This is a genomic window from Aggregatibacter actinomycetemcomitans DSM 8324, from assembly GCF_000372365.1.
Lineage (GTDB): Bacteria > Pseudomonadota > Gammaproteobacteria > Enterobacterales > Pasteurellaceae > Aggregatibacter > Aggregatibacter actinomycetemcomitans.
This window is the reverse complement of the sequence record NZ_AQUU01000001.1, coordinates 162998-183521: the sequence shown is the minus strand read 5'-3', so window position 1 is coordinate 183521 and position 20524 is coordinate 162998. Positions and strand designations below refer to the sequence as shown.

22 protein-coding genes are annotated in these 20524 nt (G+C 40.9%); 9 read left to right on the top strand and 13 right to left on the bottom strand.

Going from position 1 to position 20524, the window contains the following annotated elements; genetic code table 11:
• Window positions 1–6: 6 nt before the first annotated feature.
• From tadF to A3CS_RS0100870, 13 genes are all read right to left on the bottom strand, one after another.
• Window positions 7–585, bottom strand: a complete 579-nt coding sequence (gene tadF / locus A3CS_RS0100925) for a tight adherence pilus pseudopilin TadF (protein ID WP_005546830.1) — start codon at window positions 583–585, stop codon at window positions 7–9.
• Between the two features lie 68 nt (window positions 586–653).
• Window positions 654–1229 (bottom strand): TadE/TadG family type IV pilus assembly protein, encoded by a 576-nt coding sequence (locus A3CS_RS0100920; protein ID WP_005573848.1) that lies wholly within the window; start codon window positions 1227–1229, stop codon window positions 654–656.
• A gap of 14 nt (window positions 1230–1243) precedes the next feature.
• Window positions 1244–2005: a tetratricopeptide repeat protein gene (locus tag A3CS_RS0100915; RefSeq protein WP_005546827.1), complete on the bottom strand. Its 762-nt coding sequence runs from the start codon at window positions 2003–2005 to the stop codon at window positions 1244–1246.
• Window positions 1995–2861 (bottom strand): type II secretion system F family protein, encoded by an 867-nt coding sequence (locus A3CS_RS0100910; RefSeq protein ID WP_005546825.1) that lies wholly within the window; start codon window positions 2859–2861, stop codon window positions 1995–1997. The genes A3CS_RS0100915 and A3CS_RS0100910 overlap by 11 nt, the downstream gene beginning before the upstream one ends.
• Window positions 2858–3745 carry a type II secretion system F family protein gene (locus A3CS_RS0100905; RefSeq protein ID WP_005546823.1) on the bottom strand — a complete coding sequence of 296 codons (888 nt, stop codon included), beginning with the start codon at window positions 3743–3745 and terminating at the stop codon, window positions 2858–2860. Before A3CS_RS0100905 ends, A3CS_RS0100910 begins: the two co-directional genes overlap by 4 nt.
• Window positions 3745–5025 (bottom strand): CpaF family protein, encoded by a 1281-nt coding sequence (locus tag A3CS_RS0100900; RefSeq protein WP_005546820.1) that lies wholly within the window; start codon window positions 5023–5025, stop codon window positions 3745–3747. Before A3CS_RS0100900 ends, A3CS_RS0100905 begins: the two co-directional genes overlap by 1 nt.
• A 13-nt stretch (window positions 5026–5038) precedes the next feature.
• The gene (locus A3CS_RS0100895) at window positions 5039–6163 is read right to left on the bottom strand and encodes a flp operon protein D (protein ID WP_005538996.1); all 1125 of its coding nucleotides are present in this window, start codon (window positions 6161–6163) and stop codon (window positions 5039–5041) included.
• Window positions 6164–6178: 15 nt separating this feature from the next.
• Complete coding sequence (locus A3CS_RS0100890; RefSeq protein WP_019518145.1) at window positions 6179–6682, bottom strand: RcpB; 504 nt, start codon at window positions 6680–6682, stop codon at window positions 6179–6181.
• The gene (locus A3CS_RS0100885; protein WP_005538988.1) at window positions 6679–8061 is read right to left on the bottom strand and encodes a type II and III secretion system protein family protein; all 1383 of its coding nucleotides are present in this window, start codon (window positions 8059–8061) and stop codon (window positions 6679–6681) included. The genes A3CS_RS0100890 and A3CS_RS0100885 overlap by 4 nt, the downstream gene beginning before the upstream one ends.
• Window position 8062: 1 nt before the next feature.
• Complete coding sequence (locus tag A3CS_RS0100880) at window positions 8063–8887, bottom strand: hypothetical protein (RefSeq protein ID WP_005538986.1); 825 nt, start codon at window positions 8885–8887, stop codon at window positions 8063–8065.
• A gap of 50 nt (window positions 8888–8937) precedes the next feature.
• Window positions 8938–9366 carry an A24 family peptidase gene (locus A3CS_RS0100875; RefSeq protein ID WP_005538981.1) on the bottom strand — a complete coding sequence of 143 codons (429 nt, stop codon included), beginning with the start codon at window positions 9364–9366 and terminating at the stop codon, window positions 8938–8940.
• A gap of 15 nt (window positions 9367–9381) precedes the next feature.
• Window positions 9382–9612 (bottom strand): Flp family type IVb pilin, encoded by a 231-nt coding sequence (locus tag A3CS_RS1000000111245; RefSeq protein ID WP_080630338.1) that lies wholly within the window; start codon window positions 9610–9612, stop codon window positions 9382–9384.
• A 94-nt stretch (window positions 9613–9706) separates the two neighbouring features.
• Window positions 9707–9937, bottom strand: a complete 231-nt coding sequence (locus A3CS_RS0100870) for a Flp family type IVb pilin (protein WP_005588026.1) — start codon at window positions 9935–9937, stop codon at window positions 9707–9709.
• 566 nt (window positions 9938–10503) lie between these two features.
• Here A3CS_RS0100870 and ybeY point away from each other — a divergent pair.
• From ybeY to artQ, 9 genes are all read left to right on the top strand, one after another.
• The gene (gene ybeY / locus A3CS_RS0100865; RefSeq protein WP_005538960.1) at window positions 10504–10968 is read left to right on the top strand and encodes an rRNA maturation RNase YbeY; all 465 of its coding nucleotides are present in this window, start codon (window positions 10504–10506) and stop codon (window positions 10966–10968) included.
• A 161-nt stretch (window positions 10969–11129) separates the two neighbouring features.
• Window positions 11130–11828 carry a DUF5358 family protein gene (locus tag A3CS_RS0100860; protein WP_005538955.1) on the top strand — a complete coding sequence of 233 codons (699 nt, stop codon included), beginning with the start codon at window positions 11130–11132 and terminating at the stop codon, window positions 11826–11828.
• 3 nt (window positions 11829–11831) lie between these two features.
• A complete protein-coding gene (locus A3CS_RS0100855; RefSeq protein WP_005588023.1) occupies window positions 11832–13754 on the top strand; it encodes a tRNA(Met) cytidine acetyltransferase TmcA in 1923 nt (640 codons plus the stop codon).
• Window positions 13755–13794: 40 nt separating this feature from the next.
• A complete protein-coding gene (locus A3CS_RS1000000111950; RefSeq protein WP_005546808.1) occupies window positions 13795–13968 on the top strand; it encodes a DUF5363 domain-containing protein in 174 nt (57 codons plus the stop codon).
• A 127-nt stretch (window positions 13969–14095) separates the two neighbouring features.
• Window positions 14096–17554, top strand: a complete 3459-nt coding sequence (mfd, locus tag A3CS_RS0100845; RefSeq protein WP_005588021.1) for a transcription-repair coupling factor — start codon at window positions 14096–14098, stop codon at window positions 17552–17554.
• Between the two features lie 101 nt (window positions 17555–17655).
• Window positions 17656–18240 (top strand): D-sedoheptulose 7-phosphate isomerase, encoded by a 585-nt coding sequence (gene lpcA, locus A3CS_RS0100840; protein ID WP_005538945.1) that lies wholly within the window; start codon window positions 17656–17658, stop codon window positions 18238–18240.
• A 140-nt stretch (window positions 18241–18380) separates the two neighbouring features.
• Window positions 18381–19115 carry an arginine ABC transporter ATP-binding protein ArtP gene (gene artP / locus A3CS_RS0100835; protein ID WP_005546806.1) on the top strand — a complete coding sequence of 245 codons (735 nt, stop codon included), beginning with the start codon at window positions 18381–18383 and terminating at the stop codon, window positions 19113–19115.
• A 20-nt stretch (window positions 19116–19135) separates the two neighbouring features.
• Window positions 19136–19855, top strand: coding sequence for a lysine/arginine/ornithine ABC transporter substrate-binding protein (locus A3CS_RS0100830; protein WP_005546804.1), 720 nt, complete (start codon window positions 19136–19138; stop codon window positions 19853–19855).
• Window positions 19856–19859: 4 nt separating this feature from the next.
• Window positions 19860–20522, top strand: a complete 663-nt coding sequence (gene artQ, locus A3CS_RS0100825; protein WP_005546802.1) for an arginine ABC transporter permease ArtQ — start codon at window positions 19860–19862, stop codon at window positions 20520–20522.
• The last annotated feature ends 2 nt before the right edge of the window (window positions 20523–20524 follow it).

The window sequence follows — 20524 nt, the reverse complement described above, 5'->3', positions numbered from 1 at the left end:
CTTAGATTATCGAGCAACTGCCAGTGAAGAGGAACTTAGCATACCAAATGACTGGTTTTCTTTGCGTGTTATTAAATTTTTAAAAAAGCTACCTGCTTCAACACAAAGTGTTACCTGATATAGTGGAATTTTTCTTTGGTTGTCAGGGTTCGCTGCTTCTGAGCGTGGCGACAAATAAGATAGATTATTATCCAACTTACGATAAGGCTGGCAGGTGTTTAGGTTTGTTAACGTTTCAGTACTTTTTTTCTCTGTCCAGTGTTCAATGGTAACACCGACTGTGTTTGGACTATTTTTGTCTCCAAATAAAATAAGTTTTGCCATTTGTTGATACTCAGTTAAATCAGTATTTTTTAGTGGTTCGCTTCCGTTATCATTGTATAGCTGATTACGTTCACGAAGAACATTGACTAGTGAATATGAGGCATTGTCCAGTTTCCCTTGGGTCGTACGAACAATAACTAAGTCTGTTAAAAAAGCGAAAATAAATACTAAAAGTATAAGCATAAAAAGGAATTCAAGACTAACTGCGCCCCTTTTATTATGAAAAAATTTTTTAGTATTAGTGAGAATGTTTTTTTTCATGTTTTATACCAGTGATTAACCATCTGTGATTATATTACTCGTGCTTTAAATGATCATAAACTGCCAGATTATTTATTTGACCTGCTGGGATACTGGAATTTAGATCTATTAAATTCTTGCACAGCTACAAATTTGCGCGATAACAAACCGCCAACACTATCTTTAGGTAAAAATGGCAGTGAAACCAGAAATTCATAATTGTAGGTCAATGAATATACAGCCAATGTTGCTAACCGACCATTGGGAGGTATAATCTTTCCTTCTTTATCTTTCTTAGGTTCTCTAAATTTACTATCCAATAAAGACTGGATACAAGACCTTCCGCTATCGCAGTCGACATATTTAACATCAATCTTGTAACCACCATTTTTGTCTAAACGAGCGAGATAACCTATAGTTGAAGATTCTTGATAAACAAGCTGTTGTTTTAGAGCTTTCTCAAATTCTACCGCATAATCATTACCCTCTGCAGTTCTATTTTTAGCAATTCTTGCACTTTCAGTGATAGCCAAGTCCCAGTACGCAGTTGTAATAGATATACGACAGAATTCTAGAATTAGGAATACGACAAAGAAATAAAATACAACCGTCAAGGCAAACTCAACGGTCGATGCTCCCTTCTTATTTGATAGGAATTTTTCCATTATAGAACCTTTTTTTATCTGGCGATATTATTAGATACGCGTTCAGTTTTTTTGAGCGCATTAATCAAATCATCGGGAGATGTATTAATGTTTTCCTTCACAATAATATCTTTTGCGTAATCAATGTCATTATTTTTGATTAAAGCAAAGATTAGATTGTGTACTAAACGCTGTTCCCTAACCCCATTTAAATACTGAGGTAATAATAAGGAAACGGCATTACGATAATCTCCGTTGACGATACTTAGCATAGCAAGATTGTTTACCGCCACAGCATCGTTTAAAAAATACTCGCGAGCTTTATTTATATCTTCGTTGGCTTTATTAGGATTTCCCATTAAGGCATAAGTCACTCCACGAAGATTATAAACTTCACCGTTTTTGGGAGATGTTGTTAATAAGCTGTTTTCGACTTCCAACGCTTCTTGATAACGCTTAAGTTGATTTAAATTTCGTGCTTGTAGAATTTTGGCCCTTTCACTTAACTGCCCGCTGTTTGTTAGCAACGGCTGTAAGTAGAGTAGAGATGAATTACTGTCCCCTTTCTTGTAATAAATTTCAGATAATTTATAACGCGTGAGAGGATCTTCTTTATTTTTAAGTCCATCACGATACATAGTGATTAACGCATCGTTGTTGTTAGTGCTCTGATAAAGTGCTTCTTTAGCAGCTAATTTATCAGCACTTAATGGTTTTTTATTTAGTACAGCAGAACATGCAGTAACAGATAAGATCATGCCGCATAATAGAACATTTTTAAGAGATTTAGAATACATGTGGAAATACCCTCATTACGCCTGGAGCTAGAATTAAAATAATAATTGGAAACATAATAAATAGAATCAAAGGGATACTCATTTTTGCTGACAGCGTACCAAGCTTTTCTTCTATAGCTAATAATTGAATTTCTCTAATATCAGTCGATAGTTGAATTAATTGATGATAAATAGAGGAACCAAAATTCAGACTTTGCTGCATTACAGTGCAAAACATCCTGATTTCTGTTGTTGGTAAAGACACAGAGAGATCCTGTAATGCTTGTGACATACCAGTAATTTCGGATTTACGAATAATACGTAACATAACATAAGTCAGATCAGGATTTAATGTTTTAAAGTCAGTTGCAACCTGTTTTAGTGCGGCCTCAATACTTATCCCGGTCTGTACATTAACAGCCACTAAATCAATGAATCCGGCTAAATCATTCATGATTTTTTTAATTTTAGCTTTTAAAATAGAACCAATTAAAACCCCAGGAATAACAATAGTTATTATTAATATAGTTAGAAAGCCAAGTAACAGAGATGAACTGTCGGTAGTTTCATCAGTAAGTGAATAAAGATAGTAAACTCCAAAAAGCAAAAGCATGATCAACAATTTTACTTTTATATTTTTATCAATAATTCCGAGTACTTTTAAGATAGGATTATTATTAATTAGTAATAGTTCAAGTTCAATTTGCTGTTTGCTCTTATTTTTGGCTACTTCGTCACTATCTTGATCCTTAGGTCTTTCTCCAGTAATAACTTCCTTTCTATATTGGAATTTTTTTCTGGCTGAAAGTGCGGCAAACAATACAATAATACCAAAAATCGTTAATAGCGCATAAGATAATAATAGTTTAATCATCATGTTGACTTCCTCATCAACCACCAAATGATTCCCATACCGAAAAGTTCACTGCCAAAAACATAATAAAGCACGTATCTACCGGTAGGGTCATTAATTAAGAAATCAAAGTTTTCCGGCATAGCAAACTGCATAAAGAAAAAGAAACCGACAGGAAAACACGCTACAATTATAGCTGACATTCTAGCCTCTGATGTCATTGCTTTCTTTTTCTTCTCCATTTTATTGCTATCGGCAATTACACGACCTAAACGGGAAATAACCTCGCGTATCTGTCCGCCTTTACTTAAGTTGGTGCGTACAATAGTTATGAAGAAATAGAATTCCTTATATGGGTAACGATCATAGCTGTCTTCAAAAACTGAAACAGGATCCTCGCCTATTGCAATACGCTTATGGATACTCTTAAACTCCTCACCTAATTGACCGGTAAGATCCTTACCGCAACGTTCTAATGCTTGTAATAAACCAGCACCTGAAGTCGCCGCTGCATTGAGAATCTGAATTACCTCCGGAAACATTGCGTTGAATGTTTTTTTATTACGGTACTGACCAAGTTTCCAAATAAACAAAACAAATCCAACAAGAAAAATTAAGCAAAATACTAATCGGTCAATATGAATATAAGCAACATTAATTACAAAAAAAGCAAAGAAAATAAAACAACTTATAGCAATATTACGAATCAAGTTTTTTTTATCACCTTTAGTAAAGTGATAATACCATAAACTAACTTTCGATTTGAGGCTCTTAAAAAAACTTGTTGTTCTACTTACAGAGGTATCATACTCATTAATTTTTCTTTTAGTAGAAAACCAACTACTTAAAGTATATATAAATAACAGCCCACCTATTGTCAGGACGGCATAATACAAATAATAATTCATTACTCAGTTTCTCCGAAGATACTTTGTAGTTCAGCACTCAGATTGAATACTTGAGCATTTTGGAATACAGCAGAACGGGTTAGTAGTCCGTGATTAATAAACTCGCCAAGAATTTTACCCTCTTTATCACGATATTTACTTGCCTTATAGGAAAATATATCTTGCAAAACGATTTGACCGTTTTCCATTCCCATAACTTCAGTGATATTCATAATTTTTCTTGAACCATCGTTTAAGCGGGACGCCTGCACTATTATGTTTACTGCTGAAGAAATATTACGGCGAATTGCCTCCAACGGTAGGGATGCATTCGACATCATAACCATACTTTCCAAGCGAGATGTTGCATCGCGAGGACTATTCGCGTGCAACGTTGACATAGAACCATCGTGACCGGTATTCATTGCTTGTAACATTTGGAATGCTTCTCCACCACGGCACTCACCCACAATAATACGCTCAGGACGCATACGCAATGCATTTATTACTAAGTCTTGCATAGTAACCTCGCCTGTATGCTCAACGCCGGCTAAACGCGTTTCCAGGCGTACAACATGAGGCTGTTCCAAACGCAGTTCGGCAGTATCTTCTAGTGTGATGACACGTTCGGTATGGGAAATATAGTTAGATAGCGCGTTAAGTAAGGTTGTTTTACCGGATCCTGTACCACCTGACACAATTATATTTACCCGAGATCTGGCAGCAATAATTAAGAAATTCGCCATTTCGCGAGTCATAGAACCAAAATTTACAAGCTCTTGCAATGTTTTTTTATTCTTACTGAATTTACGAATAGAAATTGATGTGCCATCTAATGCAATCGGTGCAATAACAACATTTAAACGGCTGCCATCAGGTAGTCGGGAGTCCACTAGTGGACTACCATCATCAATACGGCGACCAACCCGAGCAACTAACCTTTTTGCAATATCAGTTAATTGTTCATTACTAACGAATTCTTTATCAGTTTTTTCCAGAATACCAGCACGTTCAACCCAGATGTCATTAGGACCATTAACTAAAATATCATTTATAGTATCGTCAGCCATGAGATCTCGTAATGGTCCATAACCCTCAATCTCATCAGCAACAATTTCAGCCATAACTAGAGTATCGGCTGAGGTCAAATAAGCACCGCTTTTATTGGCAACACGATTAACAATCTGAACCAGTTCGTTTACCAGTGAGCTTCTTTCACTTTGAAGTTCATCAATCTTTTCAATATCAAGATTGCTTAGTACTTCACTTCTAAGTAAGATTTTTTGTTGTTTGGTCAGCATGTTTAGCCACTATTTACTGTTTAATGAGTTTTGAAAAAAATGAAGAAAATAAACTCTGTTTTTCTTTCGGCTTACTACTGCGAGATATTGCACCAATAACCTTTAACATTAATGAATTAATTTCCTTTTTACCATCACGACCTAAGTTAATACCTAATACGGTTTTTGTATTAGTGTTTTTAATATACGGTATTACGGCATCTATTGAAGAACCAATTAAAGTTTCTATATCATTTTTGGCCATTAACTTAGCTGATTCCATTCGATTATCAGAAATACAGACAAAAGTACGAATTGGTTTTCTTGAAGTGCTACGGATGCGCTCGCATTCATCTAGGAACTGCTTAGCTAAACGTAATGAACCAATTCTTCTTTCTACAACTAATACGAAACTATTATAGTTTTCTAAAAAACCGATGAAATTATCCTTCTTAACATTATAGATAGGTTGATCGTAGATAATAAAATTGTATTTTTCAGTCGCCGCAGGTGTTAGCTCAAATAGACTCCCGTTAAATATGTCTAAATTCGGAGTATATTCAATAACATTACCTGATAGCTTTTTATCAAATAATAAATCTAAATCTTGAGAACCATTAGGGCCTTGGGCTAATAGCACTGGAATTTTTTTACTTGACACAATCTCATTAGCAATATGTGAACTAATTAAACTTGCGCCAATACCACCTTTACAACTTAATACAGCAATTTTAACAGTATCTCTTAAGCGAGGGATATCAACACCTAAAATGATTTTCTCAACCATCTGACTTAACTGAGTATGCGAATTAAAGTAAAGGATGCCCTCATCTAGTAGTTTTTGTGATAAAGAGATGGAGTCACTATCACCGATAACACAACACCATACATTTTGTGGTACTATACTAAAAACTCGTTCGACAATAGTCTTTATGTTAGTCTCATGTGTGATATCAATAATAACCCCTACAGTGTCTTCTGCTGAAAATGAAATTTCATCAGATGAGGTGAAAAAATCCTTTTTAACAATCTCAATATTTTCAAGACCGCGAGTACGTAGAATTTGTGCAACTTCACCTTGGATATCATCACGGCTTGACACTATAGTAATAGTGCGAGCACTGTCTGCCGTGATTGTTTCTTGATCTAGTAATAACATAAAAAATACCTTCTATTAATACTTCAATTGAACACGCTGATTACTTTTAAGTGCACAAGAAGTCTCATTAGAATTCCAAAAAACTACTTCTCCGGTACGATATGCACAAGGTGCCGGTTTGGGCGCAATTTGAGCTACTTCAATATAGATTGGATATGTTTTTGCTTTATGTGCTTTTTTCTCTAAGTAAATAGATTTAGAGGCAATACCATTTTTAATCAATTTTGTACGAATTGTCATTGCGGCTTTCTTTGCCGTAGCATCACGCCAAATTATATTGATTTGCTTTTGGTTGTTACTACCTATATCACGAATAACGGAATTAAATAAATTACTATAACTGACATTAGAGTAATCTGGTAATACATAACGATCGACTAACTGTGTACGATTAAATTCACTATTTTGTACCGGTTGTGCAACAGTCGTATCGTTAACAAATTCACTGATTGCAAATGTTGTTACCGGGGCGGTAATTGAGGCCAATGCAATGGAGGCCGTAATAACTAATTTTCTCATTGTATGAACCCACTATTTTTTAAGAAGTTAGATGTTAATGTTTTGTAATAAACATTCTTTAACGGAGTCGTATGGAAGAATCTTTCCATTGTTCCGGTTTTTTCAAAATCAGGGTAAACAACATCTTTTTCATTTACCGGTTTTACTACATTTACTGTTGCCACGATAACTAACTCTTTTTTATCGCGCTCAGTTGTTGCACTACGGAAGAAAGAACCTAAAATTGGGATGTCTCCTAAAAGAGGAACTTTGTTTATACCTTCAAGGTCATTTGAGCTGAATAAGCCACCGATAATAAAACTTTCTCCGTTAGCTACTTCAAATAAAGATTTTGCTTTACGGGTATTAAAGAACGGAATATTCCCGATTCCATCAAAGTTATAGTTACCTGCAATAGTGCTCACTGTTTGATCTAAGGCTAAACGAATACGATTATTTTTTTGCAATTTAGCCGCAACAGCGAGTTTTATCCCAAACTCCTTATAGATAATTGTTGGTGAACCATCTCTATCCCGCTGTGCAAATGGGATTTCACCCCCCACTAAGATATCGGCAGTTTCACCGGATAACATAGAAATGTTCGGTTCGGCCAGAACTTTACCATTACTTTGGTTATCTAAAGCATTAATAAAGGCAGAAATACCTTTCGCATCTAAACGTAATACACCTTGATTTCCATTGAATCCACCTCCGAAACCGAAGTTACCTCCGACTAATGGACCACTACCGGCAACGTGGCTCCAGTTAATGCCCATTGCCTCAGAAAGTTTTTTATTTACCTCTACAACAGAAAGCTTCACATTAATTTGGGTTGTATCGGCAATATTTGCGTTATCAACGACACCATCGTAATGATATTTGTCTAAGAATGGTAAAGAGTCTTCTCCTAATTTTGTTTCAGTAACCTTTCTACCACTTCCTAAAGCTTCTCCTACAATTCTGCGAACCTCATCGCTTTCTTCTTGAGAACGGGCTTTTCCCTCAATTACATAAGCCTTGCCTACTTTTTTTACAGATAGATTAGTATTTGGGAAACGGCTTTTAAGTTGTTTATTCGTGTCTGCAATACTGGTCACAACAGAATCAACATTAACAGTATCGGATGTTAAGGGACGACCATCTGCTCCGAAAGCAGTAACTTCTGTTCTACCTTCCTCCTTTGCGTAGATAATAAAGGTGTTGTCGTCTAAAATTTCATAGTCGGCAATATTTGGTGAAGAGACGAAAATAGTGTCGATCTTTTCTTTTGTTTGAACCAACTGGGTTGCACCTTTATCTAGAGAGAAATTTTGTGCGTACGCATTTAATGAGAACACTGCCCCGAGAACTGCACAGCATATTAATTGTTTTTTGCCAAAAGTATGATTCCAATTTTGCATCTTATTGACCTCTTAATTTTCTGATGAATACACCGCGTGAATCAACTTCTTGAGTATTATTTTCGGCAGGTAATATGACTAACTTTGATTCTCTATCCAGTGAATAGAATTTTTTTGCTTGTTCAGCAGTTATCTTTAGTGCTACATAACCAGCATATTCTTGATTGTTTGGAATCCCGTCTGCTGCCTTTTCAGCTTCAGGAGCACCTTGTTCTGTTGATTGAGTAAAGTTTCTTGCTTGTAAAACCAATACTTTACCTAAAATTTTAACTAAATCTTTACGATCATAAGTGTTGCGCGAATCTGAAGCAATTTGTTGGCTATAGATAGCAACATAGTCTCCACTTAAAATAGTATTTAGAATGTAATCATCACCAGATTTAACATAGATGCGATATGCAACTTCTTGATTCGGATCTAGGCTGGATGTAAAGAATCTAGGATCATTCGGAGAGATAATAGATTTGTTGGATAGAAAAGAACCAGCTCTGACATTTTCTGCCATTAAATAGCCTTGTAATCCCTGAATACCATTTTTAGTCGTAGCCTCTCTTAGGTCATTGTCGACTAGTGCACTGTCTTCAGGGACAGAAATCTCATTTAAAATGTAATCATCTGCCTGTAATAAATGACCTTTGCTTACGTCATTCTTTAACTCGGCTGTTAAAATTAGCTTTTCCGGTTTTTTCTCAGCTTCCGGAACCGGCTGATTATTTATTATTGTTTGTTGATTTTCAGTGTTGTCAAATGTTGGCATAAACATAATGCCACCAATGCCAACCGCTAGCGTAAGCACTGAAATGATCAAGAGCGTTCTGTAATTCATTTTTTACCCTTAATTAAATTTTAACAAAGTAAAGTTTTTGCTTATCAAGATTAGTTTGATAGAGCTAGGTTTATCATAAAGCCAAGGCTTATTGCTACGCCATAAGGCAATCCGTTTTCTTTAATTGATTTACGGAAAAATAACCAACCGATAATAATTAGTCCCAATCCGGCAAATGTTGTAAAGAAGAAAAAAGAAAAAACTTCGTCGCTTGGAACGGCTAACATTAGCACTGAAGCAAGCTTAATATCTCCTGCACCTATGAAGCGCAAAGAAAATAGTAAAAATCCGATAATAAGTGTACATAAGGCGGGAATAACAAAGATAGTCTGATATTTTAATAAACTGAACGGAATAATGACGAGTAACAGAAATAAAACGACTCGGTTACTAATAAGCCGAGAACGAATATCAGTTATAGATAAAGTAATCAGCAGCAAGAGCATTATGATTACTAAAGCATTAATAAACCAGTTCATTTTTTATCATTTTTCTTAGCTACTTTTGCTAACTATGGCGCCAGAGACAGTGGTCGCTAAATCCGAGAACTTGCCTGACAATGCGCTAATAAAGCTGTTATCCCCGACCAGGATGGCGACTACAAAAACGGCAATAGCCACAGCAATCAGCCCATACTCAACAGAAGTAATCCCTTGTCGATTTCTGTAAAACTTATACGAAAAAAAGACTACTTGACGATAAAAGTAATCCAGTAAATCCATCATAATTAATTTCAAAATAAAGCAGCGAATAGCCCTACCAATAAGGGCTATTCTATTTTGCTAGTTTTAAGCTTGTATTTAATATTTAAGTTGTTACTTATGACTTAGTGACATTTGCACTGTTAACTGTATTAGCTAAACTATTAAACTTACTTTGCAAGTTAGCGATAAAACCATTGTTGCTGTAGAATACTGCAACGATTAATACAGCAACAGCAATAGCGATCAAACCGTACTCAATTGCAGTCACACCTGCTTGATTTTCTCTGAAAGAACGGATTGCTTCAGCTGCTTTGATGTATGCTTTAGTAGTTAAAGTATTTAACATTGTCTTAATGCTCCTATTGTTGTTTATAGAAAATAAAATTCAAGAATCCTTGAGTTTGGATTTAATGTCATTTATTTAATAAGCCTGTGGAATTAAATAAACGAGTGGTGTTATAGTCCTGAAAAATTAAAATGCAAGTTTTTTAGAATAATAAGTTCGCTATATATGGATATGTATTTTGATTATTGAAATTCTTTTAATCACAATGCCTTAGGTATTATTGTAAATGAGCATTCTCTGCTTTTTCTATTGATTTTACAGTAAATTTACAACTTTTAACTTTAATTACAAAAAACACTTAAATATGTGTGGATTTAGAGATGTCGCGATTTATTTCTTTTTTCCTTGTAGGAAAGTCGTATTTTTTACGCTTTTTTAACTTAACTAAATCAAATTTTATTGTTTTTCTAAAAAAGTATATTTATGGAAAATCAATTTTATTGCGTCTAGTCTCTTTCGATACAAATTGTGCTATATTGTCTGCTACTTTTTTATCCACTTTCTATATATTGCTGTAAAGTCATGCAAAGTGCGGTCGGAAATGGCAATGAATTTAGGGTAACAACATGGGTAAGATGATTATTGATTTACAAATCGCCAGCGCAGATGAAAGTGGCTTGCCGACGGCGGCGCAAATTGAACAATGGGCAACAGCGGCAGTGCAACCGCAAAGCGGGGAAGTTGAGATGACCGTACGCATTGTGGACGAAACGGAAAGCCACGCATTAAATTTCAATTATCGTGGCAAAGATCACCCCACCAATGTGCTGTCTTTCCCTTTTGAATGCCCTGATGAAGTGGAGCTGCCGCTATTGGGCGATTTGGTGATTTGCCGTCAAGTGGTGGAACGCGAAGCCCAAGAGCAAGAGAAACCGCTAATTGCGCATTGGGCACACATGGTGGTGCACGGTAGTTTGCATTTACTCGGTTATGATCATATTGAAGATGACGAAGCGGAGGAAATGGAAAGCCTGGAAACGCAAATTATGATGGGGCTTGGCTTTGTCGATCCGTATCTGAGCGAGAAGTAAGAAAAAGTCGGAATGCGTAAAACTATTTCGGAAAATCAGGGTCAAACGGGCATTCTTGCTTCAGTTGCCATTAAAAGCCATATATGGTTACACATAATTCAGACTTTTAAGGTTGCTGCAGCGAGGCAATAATTCATCTATTTTCAACCTGAAGGAATATCATGTTAAAAAAATACTTACTTGTTTTACCGATTTCTATTTTAACCGCCTGCGCGGGTTATTATCCTTATCCGCAATTTGAACCCGGTTATCCGACCCCTTCCGTGCAGTATGATGATGAAGAACATGCTGTTTTCAGCACCCGCCGCACGCATGAACCGAAATATCAGGATCCAAGATACAAAATTTCTACGGAAGACATGGAAAAATTCGTTTTAGCCAAAAATAACCTGGAATATTGTTTGTTGCCGGAACTGGGTAAGCAATCGGATGAACGTGTTACCGCCCTTGAAAAACGACTATTAAAAGATATGATCAATGACGAGTTGGCGAAGATTGTGGGCAAAGCGTCGGCACGCACGATTTTTGACGATCAGTCTTCTTACGATTATTTTCAATTTAAGTATCAACAACTCAATCACGATGTGAATAACATTCGTGAATTTGAATGCCGTGATTTGAAACGGCGTTTTCGTGATCGCCTCAACGAACGCAAACGCCGGCAAGGCTTAGCGGGCGACAGTCGTTCTGTTGAAAACCAAGTGCAAAAGCAACGACAAACGATAGATGACGCGTTTCGCCGTTTTCACACGCAACGAGAATCTATTGAACGCCAAATTCGCGGAGAAAGCGAACCGCTCTATAAAAGCAATAAAAATATCAATGTAGATTGGACGGATCCGTATTCGCGGGGTTGGTAAAGCATGGCGCGGCAGCTAATTCTCCTTGTTGGAGACGATGCCACGTTAGCGCGCCAATGGGAATACTTTCCTACCCTGAAAAGTGCGGTGTGGATTGGCGGTGTTTTGCCGCACTTTCCTGCTCAACCTCATTTCCCTTTTAGCAAAAGTAAAAATCTGCTCGGCAGCGAATTCCCCGCGCTCATTTATGATGGGCGCCAAGGCATTCATTTAGATGCCTTCGCTATTGCCGCCGGTGCGCTGTCGGAAGGCGGCACATTATTGCTGTTATTCAATGAGTGGCAGGATTTGGCGGCACAACCCGACGGCGACAGCCTGCGTTGGAGTAGTGAAAAACACCCGATAAACACACCGCACTTTATTGCTTTTCTACAAGAAAAAATCCGGAAATACAGCTTCCCCATTTATCAACATTTGCCGTCTGCGCTCGTTTTCCCTAAGATTGAAAAGTTGCTTTCAGAACAACACCAACCGACCCAGGAACAAGCCCATTTATTGCGGCAAATGGCGAAATCTGATGCGGAGATGTTAATCGTTACGGCAAAGCGCGGGCGGGGAAAATCCGCTTTGGCGGGCTTGTTCGCCAAACAGCAATTAGCGGCAAATAAGCCCGTTCTATTGACGGCGCCGAACAAAAGTGTGGTCAAGATTTTCAATGAATTTTCCGGTGCGGAAATCCCCTTTATGCCGCCTGATGAACTGCGTCGAAAGATTGACGAAGACCTGCGACCGTTCTCGGATCATTGGTTGTTTGTGGACGAAGCGGCGATGATCCCGTTGGATACGCTGTTTGGTTTAACGACCGCCTTTAAACGCATTGTGCTGACGACCACCATTCACAGCTACGAAGGCACGGGCAGGGGCTTCTTGTTAAAATTTATGGCGAAAACCGACCGCACTTTACGGCATTTTGAATTGTTCAGCCCGTTACGTTGGCAGGCGGATGACAAACTGGAGCGCTTTATTGATGAATTGTTGTTGTGTGATTGCGAAGATCGTCTGACGCAACCGCGTTACGATGCCAACCTTGCCAAACAGATTCAGATTGTTTACGAAGAACAGATTCCGCCTTATCAAATCGAATCGGTTTATGGCTTGCTGACCTTGGCGCATTACCGTACCTCGCCGTTGGATTTACGTCGATTATTGGATGCGCCGCGACAACAATTTTATCTTGCGCAGACGCAGGAGGTCTTGTTGGGTTGTGTGTGGGCGGTGCCGGAGGGCGAATTTGGTGACGACGTATTAATTCGTCAAATTCGGCGCGGACAACGTCGTCCACGTGGTAATTTGGTGGCGCAAATGTTATGTTTTCAGGCGGGATTGGAACAGGCGTGCAAATTACGCTCATTGCGCATTTCCCGTATCGCCGTGCAACCCAACTGGCAGCAGCGGGGACTGGGGCAGCGTTTAATTGAACAGGTTAAACAACAACGTGCGGTGGATTTCCTTTCCGTCAGTTTCGGTTACACCCCCGAGCTGCTGGCGTTTTGGCAAAAGTGCGGTTTTATTTTGGTGCATTTCAGCGAAAGCAAAGATGCGGGCAGCGGCTGTTATTCCGTAGTGGCATTGTGCCCGCTGACGGAGCGAGGACGGGCGTTGGTGCAACAGGCGGAACAACAATTTACACGCAATCTGCCCCTTTCATTGCACCCGCTGGCGACACAATTTGTCGGAACCGAAACGGATTGGTCGCTCAATGAAGCCGACTGGCAATGCTTGGCGGATTTTGCCGATTTCTTCCTGCCGTTGGCGTTTGCTTTGCCCGCTATTCGGCGCTTGATGAAATTAAACGGGGATCGGGATTTTCCTTTATTGACAGCCTATTGCAAGCGTCCTGATGACATTCAACATAAAAAAACGTGGCTGACAAATTGTCGGTTAGAAGTGAAGAAAGGGTTGCAAAAAAATTTCGCCTTCTTATGATAACAACCCAGAATAAAACGGCACGACTAAGGAGGCAACTATGACTGAAGAAGCCAAAAAAGGTTGGTTAAAACGCGCTTGGGATGCGTATTCCGATTTCTGCAAAGAAGCCGGCGTGGATCAAGGCACTTGCCGGGGCTGCGTACCGGTGGTGAAGTTTGATGAAGATCCCGAACCTAAGGAAAAAACGCCGAAGGAGAAAGAAACGCACTAAGCGTGGATACCCAGGGCAATGCCTTGCCCTAGGTAGGATTACTGTCTTTTTATACAGATCTTTATTGGAAATCCCCCTTGTTTGCGCTAAACTAACGGCAATTTTTTTCTTACTCTTTTGTCGTTTTATGCAAACTCAATTTTTTCATCTCGAAATTCCTACCCAAGCGAATGATCATAAAATTTTAGCCAATATCCTGCCCGGCGCGGATAGCCTTGCCATTAGCGAAATTGCCGCGCAGTTTGACGGTCTAACCGTGGTGGTGACCAATGACACCCGAAGTGCGGTGCGTTTGGAGAAAGAATTAAAGCAACCGGCGCCTTCCGCGTTATCGCAAAACGTGACTTTTTTCCCCGATTGGGAAACCCTGCCTTATGACAGTTTTTCGCCTCATCAGGATATTATTTCCGCACGTTTAAGTGCCTTATTTCATTTGCAACAGCGCAAGCAAGGTATTTTTATTTTACCTGTCGCTACCTTAATGCAGCGGGTTTGCCCGCCGTCTTATTTGCAGCATAACGTATTGCTGATTAACAAAGGCGATCGTTTTGTCATCGAATCCCTTCGCCTGCAATTGGAGAAAGCGGGCTATCGCGCCGTGGAACAGGTGCTGGAACATGGCGAATATGCGGTGCGCGGCGCGTTGTTGGATTTGTTTCCGATGGGAAGTGCAGAGCCTTTTCGCTTAGATTTTTTTGATGATGAAATTGATTCCATTCGCACTTTTGATGTGGACACCCAGCGTACGTTGCAGGAAATCGACCAAATCAATTTATTGCCGGCACATGAATTTCCGACGGATAGCACGGGTATTGAATTTTTCCGTAGCCAATTTCGGGCGGAATTCGGGGAAATCCGACGGGATCCGGAACACATTTATCAACAGGTCAGCAAAGGCACGTTGGCGGCAGGTATTGAATATTGGCAACCGTTGTTTTTTGAGCAAATGGCGACCTTGTTCGATTATTTCCCGGCAAATACGCTGTTTATTACCGCCGAGCAAAATCAAGCCCAAGGCGAGCGTTTTTACACCGATGCGCAGCAGCGTTTTGAAAGTCGTCGCGTAGATCCTATGCGTCCGCTGTTACCGCCCGATAAACTTTGGTTGCGCATTGATGACGTGAATCGTCATTTGAAGCAGTATCCCGCCATTGCGCTAAAAGCGGAAAAAGTGCGGTCGTCTGCGCGGCAGAAAAATTTAGCGATTGCGCCGGTGCCGCCGTTGACCATTCAATCTCAACAAAAAGAACCTTTGCATCAACTGCGTCAATTTATTGAGCAATTTAAAGGCAATATTTTATTTATCGTGGAAACGGAAGGGCGCCGCGAAACCTTGCTGAGTCTGCTTGCGCCGTTAAAACTCAAACCGAAACAAATTCATACTTTAGCCCAGGCGGAAGAACAAAAATTTGCGTTAATGGTCAGTCCGTTGGAGCATGGCTTTATCATTGAACAAGGTACTCCGCTTGCGATTATTTGTGAAACGGAGTTGCTAGGCGAACGCGTGCAACAACGGCAACGGGACAAATCCCGCACGGTGAATCCCGACACCTTGATTCGTAACCTGGCGGAACTGCAAATCGGTCAGCCCGTGGTGCATTTGGAGCATGGCGTAGGGCGCTATGGCGGTTTGGTAACGTTGGAAAACGGCGGCGTGAAAGCGGAATATTTGCTGCTTAACTATGCTAACAATTCCAAATTGTATGTGCCGGTGGCATCTTTACATTTGATCAGCCGCTATGTGGGCGGTTCCGATGAAACGGCACCGTTGCACAAATTAGGTTCTGAAGCCTGGGGCAAAGCACGCAGCAAAGCCGCGGAGAAAATCCGCGATGTAGCGGCGGAATTGTTGGATGTGTACGCCCAGCGGGAAGCACAAAAAGGCTTTTCGTTTCAATATGATCGTGAAGAATTTCAACAATTCACCGCGACGTTTCCTTTTGAAGAAACTCATGATCAGCTGATGGCGATTAACGCGGTGATTTCCGACATGACCCAACCGAAAGCCATGGACCGCTTGGTGTGCGGCGATGTGGGATTCGGCAAAACGGAAGTGGCAATGCGCGCGGCGTTTTTGGCGGTGATGAATCACAAACAGGTCGCCGTTTTGGTGCCGACCACGCTGTTAGCGCAACAACATTTTGATAATTTTAAAGATCGTTTCGCCAATCTGCCGGTAAACGTGGAAATGCTGTCCCGTTTTAAAACCGCCAAAGAACAAAAACGGGTGATTCAGGATTTAGCCGACGGCAAAGTGGATATTCTGATCGGCACCCATAAAATCATTCAAGGCGATGTACAATTTCACGATCTGGGCTTATTGATTATCGACGAAGAACATCGCTTTGGCGTGCGCCAGAAAGAAAAAATGAAACAATTGCGCGCCAATATTGATATTCTCACCCTCACCGCGACGCCGATTCCGCGCACCTTAAATATGGCGATGAACGGCATTCGCGATCTTTCCATTATTTCTACACCGCCGGCGCGCCGTTTAACCATTAAAACGTTCGTGCGTCAAACGGACGATTTGGTCATTCGCGAGGCGATCTTGCGTGAAATTCTGCGTGGCGGGCAGGTGTATTATTTGCATAACGATGTGGCGAGCATTGAAAATACGGCGGAAAAACTGACCGCACTTGTGCCGGAAGCGCGCGTCACCGTGGGGCACGGGCAAATGCGCGAGCGGGAGCTGGAGCGCGTGATGTCGGATTTTTATCATCAACGTTATAACGTGTTGGTGTGTTCTACCATTATTGAAACGGGCATCGATGTGCCGACCGCTAATACCATTATTATTGAACGCGCCGATAATTTCGGCTTGGCGCAGTTACACCAGCTTCGTGGGCGAGTAGGGCGTTCCCATCATCAAGCCTATGCCTATTTGCTCACTCCGCCGCCAAAACTGATGACCAAAGACGCGCAAAAACGTTTAGAAGCCTTGGAAAGTCTGGATAACCTCGGGGCGGGCTTCATCTTGGCAACCCACGATTTGGAAATCCGTGGTGCCGGCGAATTGCTGGGCAACGAACAAAGCGGGCAAATTGAAAGCATCGGTTTTTCTCTTTATATGGAATTGCTGGAACGCGCCGTGAAGGCCCTAAAAGAAGGGCGTGAACCGTCGTTGGACGAACTGACCCAGCAACAAACGGAAATCGATTTGCGCGTGCCGTCCCTGTTGCGGGAAGATTATTTGGGCGATGTGAATATGCGCCTGTCTTTCTATAAACGCATTGCCGGCGCAGAAAATACGGAAGCCTTGGACGAGTTAAAAGTGGAGCTTATTGACCGCTTCGGTGCGCTTCCACAAGCCACTCGCAATTTATTGCAAATCGCCCAATTGCGTCTGGATTTAAAACCGCTCAACGTTATTCGATTGGATGCCAATGCGCAGGGCGGCTTTATTGAGTTTGCGCCGAACGCCGATTTGGACCCGACGATCTTTTTGCAGCTGATCCAACGCAATCCCTCCGTCTATCGCTTCGACGGCCCGCACAAATTCCGCTTTAGCAAAGATTTAACGGACAATAAAGTGCGGTTAGAATTTGTGGTGGATTTAGTGTGGGAATTGATTATCCCCCGATAATTTCTGCGGCTAATGAATTTCTCGGGTATTGAGCGATACGCTGTTTTTGCATACAATCTACCGACTTTTCACGTTAAAGAAAAACTCAAAAGGAGAACCAGATGTATTTCGATCAAATCAAAGCCGAGCTTACCGAAGCGGCGGACGTATTAAACAAATTTTTATCTGATGACAACAACATTAAATTGATTCAACAGGCGGCATTATTAATCTCTGATAGTTTTAAACAAGGCGGTAAAGTGCTGTCTTGCGGGAACGGCGGTTCACATTGTGACGCCATGCACTTTGCGGAAGAATTAACCGGCCGCTACCGTGAAAACCGTCCCGGTTATCCGGCAATCGCCATTTCCGATGTCAGCCATTTGAGCTGCGTAAGTAACGATTTCGGCTACGATTATGTGTTTTCCCGTTATGTAGAAGCCGTGGGGCAAAAAGGCGACGTGCTGTTCGGTTTATCCACCTCCGGCAATTCTAAAAACGTGCTTAACGCTATTGAAGCGGCAAAAGCCAAAGGTATGAAGGTGATTGCGATGACCGGCAAAGACGGTGGCAAAATGGCGGGGCTTGCTGATGTGGAAATTCGCGTGCCGCATTTCCGTTACGCAGATCGTATTCAGGAAATCCACATTAAAGTGATTCACATTTTGATGATGTTAATTGAATTCGAAATGGCGAAAGCAGAATAAAAGTGCGGTCATTTTGACAAACGTTTTTAAAATCCCAAAATGAGTTGGGATTTTTTATAAGTTTCATTTGCATAATTATTCACTAAATACTAATATGTTTTCAATTTTAACGATGACTAAATGTAGAGAAGTAACAAACAATGACAATTAGTGTTGAGAATTTGAATTTTTTTTATGGCGCGAACCAAGCCTTGTTTGATATTAACTTAACCGCCGATGATGGCGATGTACTAGTGTTGCTGGGACCAAGTGGGGCGGGGAAAAGCACCTTAATTCGTACCCTGAACCTGTTGGAAGTGCCGCAATCCGGTAAATTGAGCATTGCCAATAACCAGTTTGATTTATCTTCCGGTAACGACCCGAAACAGCTTCGCCAATTGCGTCGCGATGTGGGCATGGTGTTCCAGCAATATAATTTGTGGCCGCACATGACGGTGTTACAGAATTTAATTGAAGCGCCAATGAAAATTCTCGGTGTCAGCGAAACGGAAGCCAAGCAACGGGCACTTGAATTATTACAGCGTTTGCGTTTGGATGAATTCGCCGATCGTTTTCCGTTGCATTTGTCCGGCGGTCAGCAACAGCGTGTGGCGATTGCCCGCGCATTAATGATGAAGCCGCAAGTGTTGTTATTTGACGAGCCTACGGCGGCGCTGGATCCGGAAATTACCGCGCAGATCGTGTCCATTATTGAAGAATTGCAACAAACCGGTATTACGCAGGTTATCGTCACCCACGAGGTGAATGTGGCGAAAAAAGTGGCGACCAAAGTGGTGTATATGGAACAGGGGCATATTATTGAAATCGGTGATAAGACCTGCTTTGAACAGCCGCATACGGAACAATTTAAACAATATTTATCACATAATATTTAACATTGAGTAGGAGAAATAACATGAAAAAATTACTGCTAAGCGCCATTTTATTGGGTTCCGCCGTTGTGGCTAACGCACAGGATTTAACTTTCGCCATGGAACCGAGCTACCCGCCGTTTGAATTCACTAACGAAAAAGGCGAAATTATCGGTTTTGATGTGGACATTGCGAACGCCATTTGTAAAGAAATTCAAGCTACCTGCCATTTTAAAGGTGAAGCCTTTGATTCTTTAATTACCAATTTAAGATCAAAGCGTTTTGATGCGGCAATTTCCGCCATGGATATTACCGAAGCGCGCGCGAAACAAGTGTTATTCTCCGATCCTTATTATGACAGCACCGCAAGTTACGTGGCGTTAAAAGGCAAAGCCACATTGGACAGCGCGAAAAATGTCGGCGTGCAAAACGGCACCACCTTCCAACAATATACCGTTGCCGAAACCAAACAATATGCACCGAAATCTTACGCCAGCCTGCAAGATGCGATTCTGGACTTAAAAAACGGGCGTATTGATATTATCTTCGGTGATACTGCCGTGCTTGCGGACATGATTTCCAAAGAGGCGGAAATTCAATTTGTCGGTGACAAAGTGACCAATAAAAAATATTTCGGTAATGGGTTGGGTATAGCCATGAACAAATCCAACAAAGTCTTGACGGAAAGCCTTAATAAAGTTTTGGCGGCGATCAAAGCTAACGGCGAGTATCAAAAAATCTATGATAAATGGATGACCAAATAATCTTATGTTTTCCGATTATTTTTCTTTAATGTTTACCGCAGCCCTGATGACTTTGGGGCTTGCGGTTTGTTCGTTGGTGCTTGGGCTGATTTTGGGGATGCTGTTCGCTGTGCTGGAAGCCAACCGCTTTGTGGGCAAACCGATGGCGGTGTTTGTCGCCTTATTACGCGGCTTACCGGAAATTCTGGTGGTGTTACTGGTGTATTTCGGTTCCAGCGAAGTGGTGGAAATGATCACCGGCGATTACATCGAATTCGGTGCGTTCGGTTGCGGTGTGTTTGCCCTTTCCCTTATTTTTGCGGCTTATGCTTCACAAACGTTGCGCGGTGCCATTCAGGCGATTGCTAAAGGTCAATGGGAATCCGGCGCGGCATTAGGCTTGAGTAAAGGCTATACTTTCATTCATATCGTTATGCCGCAAGTATGGCGTCACGCGCTGCCGGGCTTGAGCAATCAATGGTTAGTGTTGTTGAAAGATACTGCACTCATTTCTTTAATCGGGGTGGATGATTTAATGCGTCAGGCACAGCTGATTAACACCAATACCCATCAGCCTTTCACTTGGTATGGCATTGCTGCCTTGATTTACTTACTGGTCACTTTAGTGAGCCAAGTGGGTATTCGTAAATTAGAACTGCGTTTTACCCGCTTTGAAAGAGGAGTGTAATG